The sequence below is a fragment of the Methylobacter sp. genome (assembly GCF_036845245.1).
GTDB lineage: Bacteria > Pseudomonadota > Gammaproteobacteria > Methylococcales > Methylomonadaceae > Methylobacter_A.
Genome location: NZ_DAIUEH010000001.1, coordinates 37,921 through 55,855 on the forward strand (window position 1 = coordinate 37,921; position 17,935 = coordinate 55,855).

A 17,935-nucleotide genomic window follows, 5' to 3' on the forward strand; every position below is an offset into this window, starting at 1 on the left:
CAACGCCGTATGAGTTTTTGGAAAACCAAAAAACTATCGGAAATGACCGCCGAAGAATGGGAGTCGTTATGCGATAACTGCGGGCAATGCTGCCTGCACAAACTGGAAGACGAAGACACCGGCGACCTCTACTTTACCAGCGTCGCCTGTAAGCTGATCGACCTTGAGACTTGCCGCTGCACCCGTTACAGCGAACGCACCCAATTAGTCCCGGAATGCCTGGATTTAAAACAACACAGCTTTACCGAATACAACTGGCTACCGGCAAGCTGCGCTTACCGATTATTGAACGATGGAAAAGAACTTCCCCCTTGGCATCCGCTACTCTCAGGAGACTCTAAGAGCGCGCAGAATGCCGGAGTCTCAATCAGCAGCTATGCGATAAAGGAATCAGAAGTCGACGACATCGAAGACCTGGAAGACTACATTATCGAATGGCTGGAGTAGTTATTTCATTTTGGAGGGCAAATGGATCGTCTCGCCGGCGACCATGAACGCGCCTTCGCCAAGATGATGAATCGTCTGCGGATGTTCCTTCCGCGGATCAATCCAGGCTTTGACGACCTCAAGAATGAAGAGGTTATATTTGGCTACCATCTTATCATCAACAACCCTGCATTCAAGATTGGCGTAGCATTCGTCGATAAGCGGCGCTTCGACAGATGAGGCGGCCACCGGCGTCAGCCCGAACTCTTTGAACTTATCGACCGTTCGTCCCGAACTGTTCCCGCAATCCACCACCTTTTTCGACAGCTCCACCGTTGGGATATTGATTACGCATTGCTTGGTTGCTTTTAAACTATCGAAACTGAAGTTCCCGTTACTGATCACGCAAGCGAGCATCGGCGGCTCGAACTCCATCATCATATGCCACGACATAGTCATAATATTCGCCCTACCCTCTCTAGCAGTAGTGACCAACACAACCGGTCCCGGCTCAAGCAGACCGTAGACTTTGGACAGGGGGAAGGATTCTTTTGACATATCGGCGTACCTCTTGTTTCCTGGCAAATACGTTATAAACAGCATCCAATTTTCACGAGAACCCGATTATAAAAGCTACAGAATGAGCTAAGGCTCTAATGAGAAGTTGAAGCCGACCGTTAATAAATTGTTATTCATACGACACTTTCCAAGTACCCACCGCTTGTTTTGATAACCAAGCTTGGTAATCATTTAAGTTCTGCAAGTTCCACTTGTCATAAGAGGCGACTTGTTGAGCTAATGGGTAGTGCGCATCTAAATATGCCTTCTTTTTATCTTCAAAACTTGCTCTTCGTAACTCATCCTTCTCAAGCAAAACTACATTGCCCAATCGATCTTGAATGTCATTTACCCCATCACCAAAATAATTATCCCAATCCTGATCAGGATTATAGGGACAAACATGCTCTAACGTGGTTTTGGTAGAGTCTGTTTCATGCCCCAAATACGTTTCAATTTCAGCCAATAGAAATCTTATTTTTTTAGCAGAACGTTTACTTGGCATTTTATGAAATTCAAATGCATTACAAAATGACTCATCACTAGGATAAAGTTTTCTAAAAAGTTCGCTATTCTTAACGTGGCTTGCACGAGCAAATTCTTTTGAATGGATTTTTATCGCTAGCTGATTAAAAGCGGATTCTTGCTCATTCGGTGAAAAATGACAAATGACATTGTATCTAATAGCCAGAACGTACAAATATCTGGAAAGTGTTACAAATTCTTCAGCAGAAAACTGATAAAACGCAGCCATTAGAATCGTAAATGGTTGTTTTATATTAAATAATTCAAATCCTTCCAGATATTTTTTAACTTCACGATAAACAACATCCTGATAAGCCCACCATTCATCATAAGGATTTAAAAGCGAGGCATAAACAGGTGCATATTGACTTAAAGAGCGGAGATATTCATAGGCTTTTTCTGGTGTACTTACCAACTTCCGAACCGATGAAAACAAGTCTTTTTTGGTAACTAAAGTTGCTTGGAAGTTGTGATGGTAACGAATAAAGTCGGTGAAATTACTTTCCCCTAGTTGTGAAACTATTTCAGACCAGCTTTCATCAAGCTCATTTAGATCTTCATCTGACACATTATTATCTTTTGTTACTACGGAAAATATATAATTTTTCAATAGATCAGGGGTAGATAGCTGCACTCCCCGTGCATTTAAAGTTTCAAATACCTTATAGGCATTTAAATCATCTTGGACGACTATCTTGGTAAAAATCATGCCTGAAGAAACACGCTCAATAAATTCAGCAATTTCTTGTCCCGTATCGCCCATTTTTTTTGTTTCAAAAAATTTGAAACATTTGTTCAACAGCTTATTGGTATTTGTTTGTCCTCTTCTATTGGGTGCCTCCAACGTAGAACAAATCACTTTAAAATTCGAACCATTATTTCTATTTAATGAAAGTTTACTATCCACTTTTAGAGAAATAGGATTTTTAGATCCAATATAACGATCTGTCAAAACGCCTAAACGTTCTTTGTTTGCTTCGGCTTCATCCTCTTTATTGATTAACAATTGAATGTTTTTCATAGCGGCAAGTACAACTAAAGAAAGCGTAATAAGCCTCTGCTGCCCATCAATGACTTCAAAATCATGCTGACTCTTCCTTTGAAGAACGATATAACCCATATAATGGTATTGTTCATCTTTAATAGTCTCAATATCAGACCATAAGTCTTCCCACTGTTCTCGATCCCACGCATAATCTCTTTGGAACCTCGGCACTTGATATTTCACACCGTTGCCAATCAATTCCTGAAAAGTTTGATTAGTGGGTTCCATTAACATAAATGCCATATATTACTCCTCCGTTTTTACTGGTAAGTACCTTGTCTCGTTTCAAACAAATAGGCTGTAGTTCTCTAAGGGGGCTACCGATCTATATGAGGATCAAGATGAACGATATGCCCATGATCGTCAAAATAAACCGTAATCATCGATACATTCCGGCACTGTTGCAGTTCATCGGCTTTTACCTGATAAAACGCGCACAGCTCGGTGTCGTTAACAATTTTATCTGCTGCCGGAAGTATTATCCTGCTACGGAATTTACGATAAAAAATCCAGCATAACCAGAGTGCAACCATCACCAGTAAAGTTACAACATAAATCTCCATCAGTTGCAGCAGGCTTTTGTAACCGCCAAACCAGCGCATTTCGTTGATCATTTTTCTATCACCCAGCACCCAGCTGCTTAATGTGACCAAAGGAATCAACAAATAAACCCACATCACCCAACAGATGGCCCAGACAAATAAAGCGCCCACCCGTTTTTGCAGGCTTTGTAACTGCGGAGCATTAATAATGTATTCTTTCATTTTTCGCGCAAGCCCCTATCCACGGTGACCCAGACAGCGCGTTGCCCGCGTTTCTTCTTTATCGCCCGAATCGAGCCTACGATGGTGGTGCCGACATTTATCAACCAGTACACCAGGGGATACCAGACCATCCAGTAATAATACCGAGCAACGCCGCCGGTACGGTATTCGTAGTGCGAATCTATGAACAGGCTGACGCCGAACTGGATAAGGCAGGTCAGGCTCAGCAGCATGCTGGTCCAGTTAGGACTAAGGTCATGCAACGATTCGTTAGTCGACTCGTTAAACAATGCCACGGGTGCGTAAAGTATATGTAACAGTATTAAAAACGCCCAGAAGATACTGATCAGGCATTCGCCATACAACAGCCACATGCCGCGCGACGACCAGCGAAACAGGTCGCGAAAATAGCGCAACAACACTTCGGTTCCGCCCTGCGCCCAACGTGATCGTTGTTTCCATAAGCCTTGCAGGGTTTCCGGCATCAACACCCAGCACAAGGCATTCGGTTCAAAATAGATAGACCAACCGGCTAGCTGTAGCTTCCAGCTGATATCTATGTCTTCGGTGACCATGTCGTTGCTCCAGTAACCGACATCGTGCAATGCGGATTTACGGAAGGCGGCAATAACGCCGGAGACGGTGAATACCTGTCCGTATGACCGTTGCGCCCGCTTGATCATGCCGACGATGGCCGAAAATTCGCCAACCTGAATCCGGCCTAATAGCGTAGAACGATTACGAATACGCGGATTACCGGTGACCGCACCGACATTCGGGTTATTAAGAAAATGCCGCACCATCCAGGCGATGGCTTCTGGAGCCAGCAACGCATCGCCGTCAATGCAAATCAGGATTTCACTGTTGGCCAGCAACGCGGCGGTACGCAAACCCATCGCCTTGCCTTGATTGGTGTGTAAATTGACCACGCGAAGCTGATCGTGTTGTTCTGCTAACTCCTGCAATATTGCCAGGGTGTTGTCTTTACTACCGTCATTAATGGCGATAATTTCGAATGCGGGATATTTCTGTCTCAGCAAAATTTCCACGGTTTCACGGATATTGTCTCCTTCGTTATAACAGGGGATCAAAATCGAAACAGGCGGCTGTTCGGTTAATTCGGGCAGGTGTTCGGCGTTACCTTGCTGATGCCATTCATAACGAAAATAAAAAATAATTGCGCCAAACATCCAGATGTAGGCCATAAACAAAGGATAATAATAAATAAATCCTTCGATGTAGTCATCCAGTGGCTCCCATGCTGAAAAAAAATCATGCCATTGGGTTTGTAGCATTGCGATCAAGTTCTGCAATGAAGTCGTCATGGTTTTTCAGGGCAAGCGGCATTGCCCCCCTTATACAGGTTGATTAAATCAAAATACATGGTTACGGCTGGATAGGAGGTGAGAAATGTTGTTGCAAATCCGTTAGGCGTGGCTGATCCTGAAACACATTGTCCGGATAGTAGCCAATGTGATTAACGCCGAGTTTTTTCAACAACTCAAGTTGTTCAATAAATACCGGCATCGGAATTTTCTGCTGGGTTTTCCAATTGATTGATTGCAGCTCGAACACGGTTTTTTTAAGTCCTTCAGGTTGTTTACCCGCTGCTTTCACCAATTCTGTAAGCCATTGTATCGGATTATCGGCTTCTTCCATAAACGGCATGGCTTCAATGGCGACATAATCGTAATGCGCTAAAAAGGATTTAAAGGACTGTGCATACCATTCTTCACTATAAGGCTTTAACAAAGGCAACGCATAAAAATTACGCGCAGTCTTGATGTCGGGCCTGTAAATACGCACACGGCTTGCCAGCTCATCGGTAAATTGGTTAATCAACTCGGTTTTATGTTGCGCCCACGCCATGCGCATTTTGCTGGTTGCATGCAACTGTTCGAATTGGTCGGGCAGGCCCCATGCCTCTTTTGTAAAAGCCAGCGCTAGCGGCGATACATCTTCATAATCCGATAAAATTCCGTCGTCATGAAATAAGATGCCGTCAAAACTGCAATATTTGGCCAAATCTTCGTAAATCTCAGCCACATATTGACGCGCTTCGGGATTGAACGGCGACAACCTGGTATAAACATGGCTGGCACTTTGTGCCTTGCCGTCCCGCCATTCCTGAACATACCACGATTCCGGCGCTTTGCCCTGATAGGCCAAAATCGGCATCCAGGCATAAACTCTGACTCTGGCTACGGTTTTTAACTGCCAGGCAACCCGACTGAACAAATCCTGTTTTACCGGCAAATGGCGATTAGGAAAATATAACGCATCGGCATTGCCGTCGCCGTCAGGATCGGCATAAGCCTGCAAATAAACGGTATTGATATGCATATCTTTGATGCGTTGAACCACGGCATCCAGATTATGCTCGGTTTGCTCGGGGTCTTTATCGTAAAGATAATCCATATCCAGATGCGCTACCCGTAAAGGCCTGTCAGCACGAAGCCCGGTAACAATTTCTGCGAATTGGTTGACATCGGGATTATCCACCATGATCAATCGACGCAAGGTGCTTATATCCGCCAAGGTATTTGAACCGTCGTCCAGCCTCATCGTTATCGGCATCCCAGCTTCACGCGACGCTTGCACCGCGATTTGATTGTATTCCCCATAAGGCCAGACCATCACTCTGGGCCTGACGCCGACATGCTGAAAAATGAACTCGGCACTTTTCAACAAGGCTGCATGGATACGTTCGCGGTACTGCTCATCGGTTTCATAAACCAGCATCGGATCGTCATATATCCGGGTTACTGCTGCGGCCTGCGAGCTGGCTTGAGGATTCGCATTCACACCTTTATGCAGGTCGTAACTGTGCGAGGCGACCTCTACCAAACCGGACTGCACCATTTCTCTTACCTGCGCCCAGGTAAGCAAGGGTTTGCCCGGATCGTCGACAGTGACGTTACCGTCCATCCAGGTTCCCACCAAGGCAACTGTAGCGGGATAATGATATTTTTTTAATAGCGGAAAGACACGGGTATAAAAACTCTGGTAGCCGTCATCAAAGGTCAACAGCACGGCTTTATCGGGTAATACATCTTTACCGGCAGCAGCATCAAGAATATTTTGCACACTGACAATCTTGAAACCTTTCTTTTTCAACCACCCCAGATGCTCTTCAAGATGCTCAACACCGACATCCATTTTATCAACAGAACGTTTAGCATCTTGGGCAGTAAGTATGTCGTGATAATTAAGAACCAGAAAGGAATGTTCTTTGGCAGATGCTGTACCGGAAAAAATAATCAGAAAAATTAATACAAATAACTTTTTTAAATAATTGACGGCTGTAACAGGGGTGAAAATGGTCATGGCATCCAGATTGCGAAAAGAAAAACTCATTAACGGGTGACAATTTTAACCGAAAAACGCGCAAACCGGATTGAATAATCGGCTGAACAAGATTACACACTCGACTCCCGACGACAAGACCTGTTCAACAATCTGTTACTTAACAAAAATTATATTATTTCCATACAAATAAACGCCGCGCTACTCTATTGATATTACTTCATTAAAAATCGATATCCTCGTCATAAAAATCACCGAGCTGCTCCTGCAATCGTTTTTTCTCCCAGTACAGCTCAATTTTTCTGCGTGCAGCCATCTTTTTTGCGGCTCGCTCACTTTCATTAGGCAGTGTTATATATTCATTGCTCAAACCCAAATCGAAGCCTTCAATATCAAGATCAACTTCATCTTTACTTTTGTCGACACCAACTTCAGGCGCGGATTTATCTGGTACGGATTTAGATACTTTCATAGTCGTAATTAATCTAGCTTTAAAATTCACTTTTTAATTACTTATGACAAGCTTGTAAAGCGAAATTTTAATTGAACAACGATAAAGTCCCGTGATGAGTTAGGGCGTTGATATTCATTTTTAAAAAAGATCAATTGCTTGGAAGAGCTATACATAATCAATGCTTTTATTTTTTTATATGTCATCTTATATTTCTTGACTGATCAGCCATATTTTTTTACCTGACGACTTTTTTAACGATTACAATGCCCTAATCTCACTTAAAACGACACCCGTCATTTATGAAAGCAAGCATACAAATTTTGATCAGCATAGTATTTATTACACTGTCCGCCTGTTCGACTCAAGAACTCAAACAAGACGTAAAAGCCATACCGGCTCCCGATAAAGCGCCGGTAATAACTGAAGGTTCAGCGCAAATGTCAGGTCAAAATCCACCGCTGACCTGGACTAAAGGCAACACAACATTAAATCTGGTCAGAATCATGGATGGCGGCGTATGTAAAAATGATTTTCAAGGTGTTAAAGGCGCATTTCTGCTCTATGCCGATCCGGCCGATATAGAACGAATTAAACGTGAAAAAGGGCCGCAAATCTTCGGTGACTTCGAAAACAAAATTCAAACCCTCGCGACAGAAGCTTTACAGGAAGCCATTAATGCAACCAATCTCGCGGAAGATCCTTTTGCCTTGGGCGCAGATGAAGCACAAGAAAAACTGACTAAACAATTGTCCATTAATTTTCGCAACAGCGTGGCTAATCCCATTAAACTATTCCAGAAAGAAACAACTTTGACGATTGATGTTGTTCCATTTGCCCCGTCATTTACTTTTTATCAGCAAGGCTGCGAAGCCACGCATCCGGAACCGGAGAACTAACTGCAAGGTTATCCGGTCTTTTCATAAGCAAACAAGAGGTGAGCCATTATGGGTTGGAGAGAACGCACACATGAAGACACTTATTCCGATGCCGATATCGAGCAGCGATTAAAGGAAGAGCTACCGCACTGGTATCTGGAAAACGGCTGGATTCGCCGCAAATATAAAACCAGCGGCTGGAAAGCGACATTGATGGTTGTTAATACGGTAGGACATTTGGCTGAGGCGGCATTCCATCACCCGGACCTTACCGTTTCCTATGCCTTTGTGATCGTTAAATTAATGAATCATGCCGCTAAAGGTATTACTAACAAGGATTTCGAATTAGCCCGTAAAATCGAAGAGGTGGTGATGTGGCAGCCCGGTAAAGAGGGTGGTGCATTGGAAGGCACTCCCGATGATCCGCGGTTTAAATACATCAAATATGATTAGGCTGATACACATTTTCTCCACGAGAAGCACAAAAAAGCAACGTCTAATTAATCTACGGCGACATATCCATCCTAAAGCCGGGATTAAAAATTTAGGCGTGAAGAGAAAAATTCACGTCGACATAACCTTATATTCTCGTGTTTTTCGTGGACAATTCTACTCAATTATTTTCAGTTTTAGCAGATGTACGCGTCGACTGTCTGCTCTGATAACTTCAAATTTCATTGAATCCACGACCAGGCTTTCGCCTTTTTTCGGCATATGTTCAAGCTGACTGACAATAAAACCGCCAATGGTATCGTATTCATCAGTTGCCAGATGGGTTGAAAAATATTCATCAAACTCATCCATCGGCGTCAACGCTTTAATCATGTATTCATTTGAACTGCGTTGAAAAATATAGCCTTCGTCTTCATGATCGTCGTGCTCGTCTTCAATCTCGCCGACGATTTGTTCTAACACATCTTCAATGGTGACCAGTCCAGCCGATTGGCCATACTCATCGACAACAATTGCCATGTGATTACCATTGGTACGCAATTCTTTCAGCAGCACATTTAAGCGCTTACTTTCCGGCACGACGCATGACGCCCGCATTATTTCGTGCACTTTCAAGGTCTTATTTTCTAAAACACGCGCCAGCAAGTCTTTGGCTAATAAAACACCGACCACCTTACTTCGATCGCCGTCGATAACCGGATAACGCGAATGCCCAAACTCGGTAACTAACGGGAATATGGTTTCCAGCTCGGCATCTTTGGGTACGACAACCATTTGAATGCGGGGGATCATAATATCCCTGACCCGCATTTGAGATACTTGTAAAACGCCTTCAATCATGGCTAAAGCGTCCGTATCCAATAAACGTTTTTCCCTTGCTTCTCTTAATATTTCAAGTAGATCCTCAAGATCTTGCGGCTCCCCAGTCAGTAAGTGGCTGATCTTATCAACCCAGCTTTTCTGTGGGGAGTGTCTACTTGGGGGTTGTTCATCACTCATTTATCTTTTACCTCTATATAGGGATTATTGATATGTAATTTATGCAAAATTGCTATCTCTTTGTCTTCCATCAGCTCGGCTTCATCATCATCGATATGATCATAACCTAATAAATGCAACACACCATGCACAACGATATGCGCCCAATGATGCGTCAATATCTTGTCCTGTTCCAGCGCTTCTTTTTCCAGTACCGGGGCACATATGACCAAATCGCCCAGCAAATCCAGCTCAATACCTTCAGGCAAGTCAGCCGGAAAGCTGAGAATATTGGTCGGACCTGATTTATGGCGATACTGTTCATTGAGCGCGGCACTTTCCTTCTCATCAACAATACGTACCACAATCTCGGTGTCCTGATCAAAATCATCCAGCGCCGTATCAACCCAAAGCTGGATTTGCTGCTGATCCGGCTGGCCTGCCGATTCAAAAACAGCCTGGATTTCTATTTGGTTCACGACTCGGCCTTGTTTGCTTTTTCATAAGCTTCATAGGCATAAACAATGCGCTGCACCAATGGATGCCTGACCACATCACGCGCATCGAAAAAGGTAAAACTGATGCCTTCGACATTTTTTAATACTTGAAGCACGTGCCGCAAACCGGACATTTTTTCCGACGGTAAATCGATCTGGGTCACATCGCCGGTAACCACTGCCGTTGACCCGAACCCCACACGGGTAAGGAACATTTTGATCTGCTCGACTGTGGTGTTTTGCGCCTCATCCAGAATAATGAAAGCATCATTCAACGTTCTGCCGCGCATAAAAGCCAACGGCGCGACCTCTATAATACCTTTATCGATCATTTTCTCAACCCGCTCAAAACCGAGCATGTCGTATAACGCATCATACAAAGGCCGTAAATAAGGATCGACTTTTTGCGCCATATCGCCCGGCAGAAAGCCCAGCTTTTCACCGGCTTCTACCGCAGGACGCACCAGAATGATTTTTCTGACTTTTTCGCTTTGCAATGCCTCGATAGCGCAAGCGACGGCCAGATAAGTTTTTCCGGTTCCGGCAGGTCCCACGCCAAAATTGATATCATGAGTCACAATTTTCCTCAGATATTCTTGCTGGTTGAGCCCGCGGCCCCTGATCATCCCGCATTTGGTTTTGATCGTTACGTTTTGTTGGGACGGCGTTGCCGAGGCGTCCAATAGCTCTTCGATGGAGGCATCCTGCATGGCTAAATGAACCAATTCCGAAGTCAACTGTTCTTTCTCGGTGCTGGCAAATAGTTTCTGCATAACGGCACAGGCCGCCTTTACTGAATTATCTAAACCCGTTACCTTAAACTGATTGCCGCGGTTAGCGATCTCAACCTGAAGACGTGACTCAATCTGTCGCAAATGCGCATCAAATTGGCCGCAAAAATTGGATAACCGGCCATTATCGGCAGGCGCTAGAGAAATTTCCTGTGAAATCATAAATCAACTGTTACTAATAATTTTATCAACGGAAGCATCGACTATCCGACCTCGTAAAGAATTGGGTAAAGCCTCGGCGATCAGCACATCGACAAACTGTCCAGCCAACCTTGGATGCCCAATAAAATTAACGACTCGATTATTCTCTGTTCTGCCCTGCATTTGCAACGGATTCTTTTTAGACTGTCCTTCAACCAAAACAGTTTGTACGGTGCCGATCATGCTCTGTGAAATAGCCGCCGTCATTTCATTAATGCGATTTTGAAAACGTTCCAGGCGCAGCTTTTTAACTTCCGCAGGCACATCATCCGGTAAATCAGCCGCCGGTGTTCCGGGACGTTGGCTATAAACAAAACTAAATGATAAATCGAAGCCGATTTCCTCAATGAAAGACATGGTTTCTTCAAACTCGGCATCGGTTTCACCGGGAAAACCGATAATAAAATCAGACGACAGGTAAATATTAGGCCGCACTGTGCGCAGCTTGCGGATAATCTCAATATAGTCGGCACGCGCATGACCGCGCTTCATCATTTTTAAAATATGATCGCTACCGCTTTGTACCGGCAAATGCAGATGGTCAACCAGTTGCGGAATTTCGGCAAAAGCCTCAATCAGCTCGTCAGTAAATTCCATCGGGTGAGAAGTGGTAAAACGAATGCGGTCTATACCTTCCACCGCCGCCACATAATGCAGTAATAAAGCAAAATCGGCGATGTCGCCGTCGTCCATTACGCCACGATAAGCATTAACATTTTGGCCTAACAGATTGATTTCCCGCACACCTTGCTTGGCCAATGAGGTGATTTCGGCAATCACGTCATCCAGCGGACGGCTGATTTCTTCACCTCGCGTATAAGGCACCACACAAAACGTACAATATTTACTGCAACCTTCCATCACTGAAACGAAAGCTTTTGGACCTTCGGCTCTTGGCTCCGGCAATGCATCGAATTTTTCTATTTCAGGAAAGGAAACATCGACTACAGGTTTTTGCTGGCTACGCGCTTGGTCCAGCAACTGCGGCAGGCGATGCAGGGTTTGCGGCCCGAACACTATATCCACAAAGGGCGCCCGCTTTTGGATAGCGGCACCTTCCTGGCTGGCGACGCAGCCGCCGACGCCAATAATTACATCGGGCCGCTTGTCTTTAATCTTGCGCCATTTGCCCAAAGCCGAAAATACTTTTTCCTGCGCTTTTTCGCGTATCGAACAGGTATTCAACAACAAGACATCGGCTTGTTTCGGATCATCAATTAATTCAAATCCATGTGAAGCGTTGAGCACATCCCGCATTTTATCGGAATCATACTCGTTCATTTGGCAACCGTTGGTTTGAATATAAAGTTTTTGTGTCATATTTTTAATAGTAAATCATCCGAAAATCACTGAGGCCACACCCCCGATTCTAAAGTCCGCTTCTTGATTTTATTGAGACGGAGCGGCGGTGTAAAGCCACCTTTTAGTAATGAAAAAAGCCCTGGACAATCGGCCAAGGCTTGGTAAATGGCGGCTATTATAACCTGAACACGGTTTAAACAAGTAGCTTAGCCTATTTAAAACTCTTCCCACTCATCAGCATTTGCTTTCGCCACTTGAACTTTTGGCTTGGCGACCACCGTGCTTGTCGGAGCGCTGATGTCTTTTTTCAGCCGCATAATGGCAACCCCGACTGCGGTTGATGCGGAAACAAAAGAGGCTCCATTGCCGAGCATTTTCTCCGCTTCAGTGAATTTTTTTGCATTAATCATAGTCGCAACTTTACCGGCCTCGACATGAAAAGCCGCATGCTTGGACACACATTCCGAATAGCTTGCCCGGTGGCCAAGCTTAGACTTGGCCTCACCGTGTAACCATTTACCGAAATCACAGCAATCGTCTTTTGAAATCATTGCAGCATCCATCGCCTCACGCTTTGATATCGCGGTACGAAGTTTCACTTTCCAGTCAGAATGTTTCTCAAGCGCCTTATCCAAATCTATGCCGGTTTCATTTGACACAGGAATATTTTTATAGGATGAGCTCCTGACAAGTACATTTTTTTTATTAGATTGACTTGAAGCGACCGCCAATCCAGTATTAACATGACCAGTAGAAACGTGTGCGCCACCATGCAGTTTAAAACCCGCTATCGTATTCGACAGATGTCCTGTCTGTTCTTCCAGTGATTCTGCGGCAGCTGCCGCTTGCTCTACCAAGGCGGCATTTTGCTGCGTCACGTCGTCCATTTGGCTGATTGCTTGATTAACCTGTTGAATGCCCGACGTTTGTTCAACTGAAGCTGCGCTAATCTCGGACATAATGGCCGTGACACCGCGAATCGCGCTAACAATTTCCTCCATGGTTTTTCCAGCCCGGGCGACCAGTTTAGTCCCGTCCTCGACCTTTTCTACCGAATCGCCAATCAGGTTTTTAATCTCTCCGGCGGCAGCGGAGGCACGTTGCGCCAGATTGCGAACTTCTACCGCCACCACGGCAAAACCCCGGCCCTGCTCACCGGCGCGAGCCGCTTCCACTGCGGCGTTGAGCGCGAGAATATTGGTTTGGAAAGCGATGCTGTCGATCACCGAGATGATGTCCACAATCTTGCTTGAAGCTTGGTTGATGCCTTCCATTGTTGTTACCACTTCGCTGACTGCCGCAACTCCCTTGCCGGCAACGTCCGACGCACTGGTAGCAAGTCGGCTGGCATGTTTGGCATTTTCGCTATTCTGCTGCACGGTCGAGGTCAGCTCTTCCATGCTGGCGGCGGTTTGCTCCAGGCTGGCTGCTTGTTCTTCGGTTCGATGCGACAGGTCATTGTTACCCGCTGCAATTTCTTTAGCCGCATCACTGATGGTGTCGACGGAGTCCTTAATTCCACCTATCGTATTTTTGAAGTTTTCCACTGTTCCATTGACAGCTTCTTTGACTTGGCCAAAAGTGCCTGGATAATTTTGGCTGATGGATTGCGATAAATCCCCTTGAGCCAGCGCTGTCGCAACACGCTCAATATCGCTAAAGCCCGAATCGCAGGTTTCGATTAACGTATTAAGATCGGTCAAAATCTCTTTAAACAGGAACTCGAAGTTATCGGCCTGGACACGGTATGTAAAATCGCCTTGCACTCCGGCTCCGACGATAGCTTTAATTTCGTTACTGATCCCAAGCAGTGCTGTTTTTACGGCGTCTACCGCAGCCGTCACCTTGGCTTTTTCGCCGGGTAGTTGATCCATGTCACGGGAAAAATCGCCTTTGGCATACTGGCTTACAATATCGACCACTTGCATTTTTTCTGCGACGTGGCTCGCTACCAGCTCATTAATTTCTTTCGCCATCTTGCCGTAAGTGCCGGGGAAACGCGCGTCATCGAGTTGCTCAAAAATGCAGCCTTCAGCGTGTTTATGCGCCATTACTGACTGTGCGGTGACAAAATTATTAATAACGTCCTGCATGGTTTTCATTGAATGCAACATGCCCTTTTCTTGCCTGACATCCATTTCGGTGCTCAAATCACCACTGGCAATACGATCTGCCAGTAATTCGAACGTTACCAATTCAATGCCATCAAACCGCAGCTGAACGGCCAGATATACCAAAATCACTGATTCAAATATCACATAGGTGGCATGAAGCAACACGATACCGAAGTTGGGTCCATTTTGAAATACCCACACATCCATCTGTGCAGCTTGTAAAAAATTACAGGCCAAGTGGTGAACGGCAATCAGCCCGGCCGCAAAAACAATCGGTCGCCAATCCCGGTAGGCCAATAAAAAAGCCAATACCACAAACAGCCCGAAATGCATTTCTATCAAGCCATGACTGACTTGAATTTGAATCGCTATTTGAATTACAAGCGCACTTGCCATCGCCAGCCTTGAGATCAGCGTACCCGGCATCGAACGCCATATCAAGAAAGGCACTATTAGTGCCGGAAGGCCAATGACCAAGCTCAAAACTATCCCGTCATAAACCCATCCGACAACGACTGTAACCAAAAACACAAAGGCAACTGTAGCCATCATCACACCGTCAACCTGTGCACGAATGGGCTTTAACAAGTCTTCTTGATCATTCATCACTTTTTCCTAAATTTAATTGACATGATTTATGCATTGTACACTGGACGGCGTTTCCAAGATGAACCAACCTAATGCGCAGGCAGTATAAATAAGCCATAGCACAAAAAGAACGATCATTTTGTAGCTTTTACGGCGATAACAAGAGGGTGCTTTTTTGGGAACCGGTTCATTGCTGCGTTGATTGATAGCAATCATTTCAACCATTAACAATTAAACCGGTCATATTCAGGACAAACGTGTGGATAAGTGAAAAAATCATTAGGATTAAGAATAGATGTCGGAATAGTAATGGCGGTTATTATAGCCTGAAACTATTTAGACAGAATCAGATATCAGCCCTATAACGACATTTACTGACAACTAAAACCTTGGCAGTCAGCTTAAAACTCTTCCCAGTCATCGCCACTGGCCATCTGCAATTGAGGTTTAGCCCTAACCGGCGCTGGACTTCTACTTACCTTCGGCGTTACACGGGGCGTACTCTGGGAGCTGACCGATCCACTATCAACAGTAAAGCGCCCTACTGTAACCGACAAGTTTTGCGCCTGTTCTTCCAATGATTCAGCAGCTGCTGCGGCTTGCTCTACCAGGGCGGCATTTTGCTGAGTCACTTCATCCATCTGGCCAATAGCCTGATTAACCTGTTCGATGCCGGACGTTTGCTCAATAGAAGCGTTTCTGATCTCGGACATAATCACCGTAACTCCGCGAATCGCACTGACAATTTCTTCCATGGTTTTTCCAGCCCGGGCGACCAGTTTAGTCCCATCCTCCACCTTTTCTACCGAATCGCCAATCAGATTTTTAATTTCTCCGGCGGCAGCAGCAGCGCGTTGCGCCAGATTACGCACCTCTCCAGCCACCACAGCAAAACCGCGGCCCTGCTCACCGGCACGAGCCGCTTCTACTGCGGCATTAAGCGCGAGAATATTGGTTTGAAAAGCGATACCGTCGATTACTGAGATAATATCCACAATCTTGCGCGAGGACTCATTGATGCCTTCCATAGTCGTCACAACCTGATCTACTACTGCAACCCCCTTGCCTGCAATATCCGTCGCGCCGACAGCCAGTTGGTTGGCTTGTTGAGCACTTTTGGCATTCAACTGCACAGTGGAAGTCAGCTCTTCCATGCTGGCGGCGGTTTGTTCCAGGCTGGCCGCCTGTTCTTCGGTGCGATGCGACAGGTCATTGTTACCCGCAGCAATTTCTTTGGCGGCCGTATTGATGTTAGTGGTCGAATCCTTGATTTCTTCTACCAGCTCCCTGAGGTTTGCTACGGTACCGTTCATGCCGGCAATCACCGCACCAAAAGTGCCTGGATAGTCCTTGCTGATCGTTTGGGTCAGATCACCTTCGGACAACGCACTCGCAATAAGCGCTATGTCATTCAGACTCCCCAGAGCATCAAGCGAACGATTGATATCTTCTTTCAATTGGCCGAGGTCGCCGTGCCCTTCGGCCTGAACACGTTGACTGATATCGCCTTGAGCAACATTACCCATGACCTTGCCAACATCCCCCAACATCGTTTGCATAGTCCGCATGGCTTGCATGGCGTTATCTACAGCACGTCTATATTCACCTTCGACATTAACATCAACTTTTTCGTTAAAATCGCCCTCAGCCATGGCATTCATAAGTTTAGTGATGGAGTTTGTGGTGGAGGATAATGTTTTCGCAACAGAATTAAGCTGTTTCAGAGCCGACGCAAACCCGCCGTGTAGCCCTTGCGGATAACTCTTTCGAGTAAAATCCCCATATATCACATAGGCCATGGAGTAATACATATCTATCTGCGCAGTTTCCACCTGATCCATCAAATTATTCAGGCTCCAGGCAAGCTGTTGAAGCGGCCGCTCTTTTCCGCCTATATAGGTAAGTCGTACATCTACAGATCCTTGCGCCCATTCCTGACTGGCGTTAAGTAATTTCTCCAGCAACTGTTGATCGGCTACTCTTGATTTGCGCCACCAAACAATAGATAAAGCTGAGCCGGCCGTCAGTAAAGACGGAATGATTACTCCGCCGCTCTCTACCCAGTTCAGAACAGGCATCCATCCGTAAACAAGCGAACAGAGCCAGCAAAAAGCAACTATCGTTAATGCGATAGATTCATTATTCTTAAAGCGACTGTAATACATTGATCAGCTCCTCGTAAGTAACACCCTTGTCTTTTAACACATTACCCAATACCGCTCCTGAAGCCGCCATAGCATCTTTTGGCCCCGCGTTCCGCTCAGCATCCAGCATGGTCCGATACAAATCCGCCACAATCGGAATAGCTTTGGGATTAGGCATACGGCGCACCGAGCTATAGCCGATTTTTTGTTTATTTTTATCTTTCATGGGTGCGACATGGGTAAACACCCAATAAAACCCGCCATCTTTTGACATATTTTTAACAAAAGCAAAGATCTCTTTATCTTCCGCCAAATAATCCCATAACAACTTAAACACCACTCGAGGCATATCGGGGTGGCGAATGATGTTGTGTTGACTCCCCAGAAGCTCCTCCTCGTCATATCCGGAAAACTCGATAAAAATCTCATTCCCGTAGGTAATCCGGCCGGTCAGGTCAGTTTTGGAAACGATAAAATCATTTTCCCGCATCACCCGCTCCTTGCTCGTTGGGATTATATCTTTTCTCTTCATTATTCCTCCTCTGCAATTGTCCCTGCATCGCCTAAAGCACCTACTTCCGATGCTCTACCCCCTGCATAATCCACATGATTATGGTGAATGCAGAAATTGCAGGAGCAAATATCTATCAATGCAGTCGCAAATTAATTATTTTGACTAACAAAGTATTTGCACTGTTTAGCAAACCTTATTAGCCGTTTATTTTTATAAAACGTCAAATAAATAGTCATGAACATATTAAAAAAACCTGATTGATCTCAATCTATCCGGGATCTTTCAAAAGCTCATCTGTCGTCACTCCACAAATTCAAATGCCTGCATTCAATATAGTAGATATGTCCATCGCCCGCACTTTAATAACATAAATATTCGCTTTAACCCTAGTTTTTTTATT

The 17,935-nt window shown here is 45.2% G+C and carries 16 protein-coding genes; 3 read left to right on the forward strand and 13 right to left on the reverse strand.

The features are described 5' to 3' along the window. The first annotated feature begins 9 nt into the window (after positions 1 to 9). Entirely contained in the window at positions 10 to 447 is a 438-nt protein-coding gene (locus tag V7051_RS00155; RefSeq protein WP_333872852.1) for a YcgN family cysteine cluster protein, read from the forward strand. On the opposite strand, the gene V7051_RS00160 is transcribed toward V7051_RS00155, so the two are convergent. From V7051_RS00160 to V7051_RS00185, 6 genes are all read right to left on the reverse strand, one after another. After that, entirely contained in the window at positions 448 to 984 is a 537-nt protein-coding gene (locus V7051_RS00160; protein WP_333872853.1) for a flavin reductase family protein, read from the reverse strand. A 130-nt stretch (positions 985 to 1,114) separates the two neighbouring features. Next, the gene (locus V7051_RS00165; protein WP_333872854.1) at positions 1,115 to 2,797 is read right to left on the reverse strand and encodes a DUF262 domain-containing protein; all 1,683 of its coding nucleotides are present in this window, start codon (positions 2,795 to 2,797) and stop codon (positions 1,115 to 1,117) included. A 74-nt stretch (positions 2,798 to 2,871) separates the two neighbouring features. After that, positions 2,872 to 3,318, reverse strand: coding sequence for a poly-beta-1,6-N-acetyl-D-glucosamine biosynthesis protein PgaD (pgaD, locus tag V7051_RS00170; RefSeq protein ID WP_333872855.1), 447 nt, complete (start codon positions 3,316 to 3,318; stop codon positions 2,872 to 2,874). Beyond that, on the reverse strand, positions 3,315 to 4,643 hold the full coding sequence (gene pgaC / locus V7051_RS00175; RefSeq protein WP_333872856.1) for a poly-beta-1,6-N-acetyl-D-glucosamine synthase: 1,329 nt from the start codon (positions 4,641 to 4,643) through the stop codon (positions 3,315 to 3,317). The genes pgaD and pgaC overlap by 4 nt, the downstream gene beginning before the upstream one ends. 61 nt (positions 4,644 to 4,704) lie before the next feature. Continuing rightward, positions 4,705 to 6,645, reverse strand: a complete 1,941-nt coding sequence (gene pgaB / locus V7051_RS00180) for a poly-beta-1,6-N-acetyl-D-glucosamine N-deacetylase PgaB (RefSeq protein WP_333872857.1) — start codon at positions 6,643 to 6,645, stop codon at positions 4,705 to 4,707. 202 nt (positions 6,646 to 6,847) lie between these two features. Continuing rightward, complete coding sequence (locus V7051_RS00185; protein WP_334181096.1) at positions 6,848 to 7,126, reverse strand: PA3496 family putative envelope integrity protein; 279 nt, start codon at positions 7,124 to 7,126, stop codon at positions 6,848 to 6,850. A gap of 251 nt (positions 7,127 to 7,377) precedes the next feature. On the opposite strand from V7051_RS00185, the gene V7051_RS00190 reads away from it, so the two are divergent. Both V7051_RS00190 and V7051_RS00195 read left to right on the forward strand, forming a co-directional pair. After that, positions 7,378 to 7,974 carry a hypothetical protein gene (locus tag V7051_RS00190; RefSeq protein WP_333872859.1) on the forward strand — a complete coding sequence of 199 codons (597 nt, stop codon included), beginning with the start codon at positions 7,378 to 7,380 and terminating at the stop codon, positions 7,972 to 7,974. Between the two features lie 48 nt (positions 7,975 to 8,022). Further along, entirely contained in the window at positions 8,023 to 8,406 is a 384-nt protein-coding gene (locus V7051_RS00195) for a 4a-hydroxytetrahydrobiopterin dehydratase (RefSeq protein WP_305267728.1), read from the forward strand. A gap of 156 nt (positions 8,407 to 8,562) precedes the next feature. On the opposite strand, the gene V7051_RS00200 is transcribed toward V7051_RS00195, so the two are convergent. From V7051_RS00200 to V7051_RS00230, 7 genes are all read right to left on the reverse strand, one after another. Then, entirely contained in the window at positions 8,563 to 9,405 is an 843-nt protein-coding gene (locus tag V7051_RS00200) for an HlyC/CorC family transporter (RefSeq protein ID WP_333872860.1), read from the reverse strand. Then, positions 9,402 to 9,863, reverse strand: a complete 462-nt coding sequence (gene ybeY / locus V7051_RS00205) for an rRNA maturation RNase YbeY (RefSeq protein ID WP_333872861.1) — start codon at positions 9,861 to 9,863, stop codon at positions 9,402 to 9,404. Before ybeY ends, V7051_RS00200 begins: the two co-directional genes overlap by 4 nt. Further along, positions 9,860 to 10,834, reverse strand: coding sequence for a PhoH family protein (locus V7051_RS00210; RefSeq protein ID WP_333872862.1), 975 nt, complete (start codon positions 10,832 to 10,834; stop codon positions 9,860 to 9,862). Before V7051_RS00210 ends, ybeY begins: the two co-directional genes overlap by 4 nt. 3 nt (positions 10,835 to 10,837) lie before the next feature. Continuing rightward, positions 10,838 to 12,193 (reverse strand): tRNA (N6-isopentenyl adenosine(37)-C2)-methylthiotransferase MiaB, encoded by a 1,356-nt coding sequence (gene miaB / locus V7051_RS00215; protein WP_333872863.1) that lies wholly within the window; start codon positions 12,191 to 12,193, stop codon positions 10,838 to 10,840. A gap of 197 nt (positions 12,194 to 12,390) precedes the next feature. Next, on the reverse strand, positions 12,391 to 14,895 hold the full coding sequence (locus V7051_RS00220; protein WP_333872864.1) for a methyl-accepting chemotaxis protein: 2,505 nt from the start codon (positions 14,893 to 14,895) through the stop codon (positions 12,391 to 12,393). A gap of 383 nt (positions 14,896 to 15,278) precedes the next feature. Further along, positions 15,279 to 17,042, reverse strand: coding sequence for a methyl-accepting chemotaxis protein (locus tag V7051_RS00225; protein ID WP_333872865.1), 1,764 nt, complete (start codon positions 17,040 to 17,042; stop codon positions 15,279 to 15,281). Then, a complete protein-coding gene (locus tag V7051_RS00230) occupies positions 17,023 to 17,553 on the reverse strand; it encodes a PAS domain-containing protein (protein WP_333872866.1) in 531 nt (176 codons plus the stop codon). Before V7051_RS00230 ends, V7051_RS00225 begins: the two co-directional genes overlap by 20 nt. Positions 17,554 to 17,935: the final 382 nt, after the last annotated feature.

What these genes read in the sequence shown, in the direction of transcription:
- V7051_RS00155 (WP_333872852.1), top strand. Translation starts at nt 10, where the DNA reads ATGAGTTTTTGGAAAACCAAAAAACTATCGGAAATGACCGCCGAAGAA.
- V7051_RS00160 (WP_333872853.1), bottom strand. Translation starts at nt 984, where the DNA reads ATGTCAAAAGAATCCTTCCCCCTGTCCAAAGTCTACGGTCTGCTTGAG.
- V7051_RS00165 (WP_333872854.1), bottom strand. Translation starts at nt 2,797, where the DNA reads ATGGCATTTATGTTAATGGAACCCACTAATCAAACTTTTCAGGAATTG.
- pgaD (WP_333872855.1), bottom strand. Translation starts at nt 3,318, where the DNA reads ATGAAAGAATACATTATTAATGCTCCGCAGTTACAAAGCCTGCAAAAA.
- pgaC (WP_333872856.1), bottom strand. Translation starts at nt 4,643, where the DNA reads ATGACGACTTCATTGCAGAACTTGATCGCAATGCTACAAACCCAATGG.
- pgaB (WP_333872857.1), bottom strand. Translation starts at nt 6,645, where the DNA reads ATGACCATTTTCACCCCTGTTACAGCCGTCAATTATTTAAAAAAGTTA.
- V7051_RS00190 (WP_333872859.1), top strand. Translation starts at nt 7,378, where the DNA reads ATGAAAGCAAGCATACAAATTTTGATCAGCATAGTATTTATTACACTG.
- V7051_RS00195 (WP_305267728.1), top strand. Translation starts at nt 8,023, where the DNA reads ATGGGTTGGAGAGAACGCACACATGAAGACACTTATTCCGATGCCGAT.
- V7051_RS00200 (WP_333872860.1), bottom strand. Translation starts at nt 9,405, where the DNA reads ATGAGTGATGAACAACCCCCAAGTAGACACTCCCCACAGAAAAGCTGG.
- V7051_RS00210 (WP_333872862.1), bottom strand. Translation starts at nt 10,834, where the DNA reads ATGATTTCACAGGAAATTTCTCTAGCGCCTGCCGATAATGGCCGGTTA.
- miaB (WP_333872863.1), bottom strand. Translation starts at nt 12,193, where the DNA reads ATGACACAAAAACTTTATATTCAAACCAACGGTTGCCAAATGAACGAG.
- V7051_RS00220 (WP_333872864.1), bottom strand. Translation starts at nt 14,895, where the DNA reads ATGAATGATCAAGAAGACTTGTTAAAGCCCATTCGTGCACAGGTTGAC.
- V7051_RS00225 (WP_333872865.1), bottom strand. Translation starts at nt 17,042, where the DNA reads ATGTATTACAGTCGCTTTAAGAATAATGAATCTATCGCATTAACGATA.
- V7051_RS00230 (WP_333872866.1), bottom strand. Translation starts at nt 17,553, where the DNA reads ATGAAGAGAAAAGATATAATCCCAACGAGCAAGGAGCGGGTGATGCGG.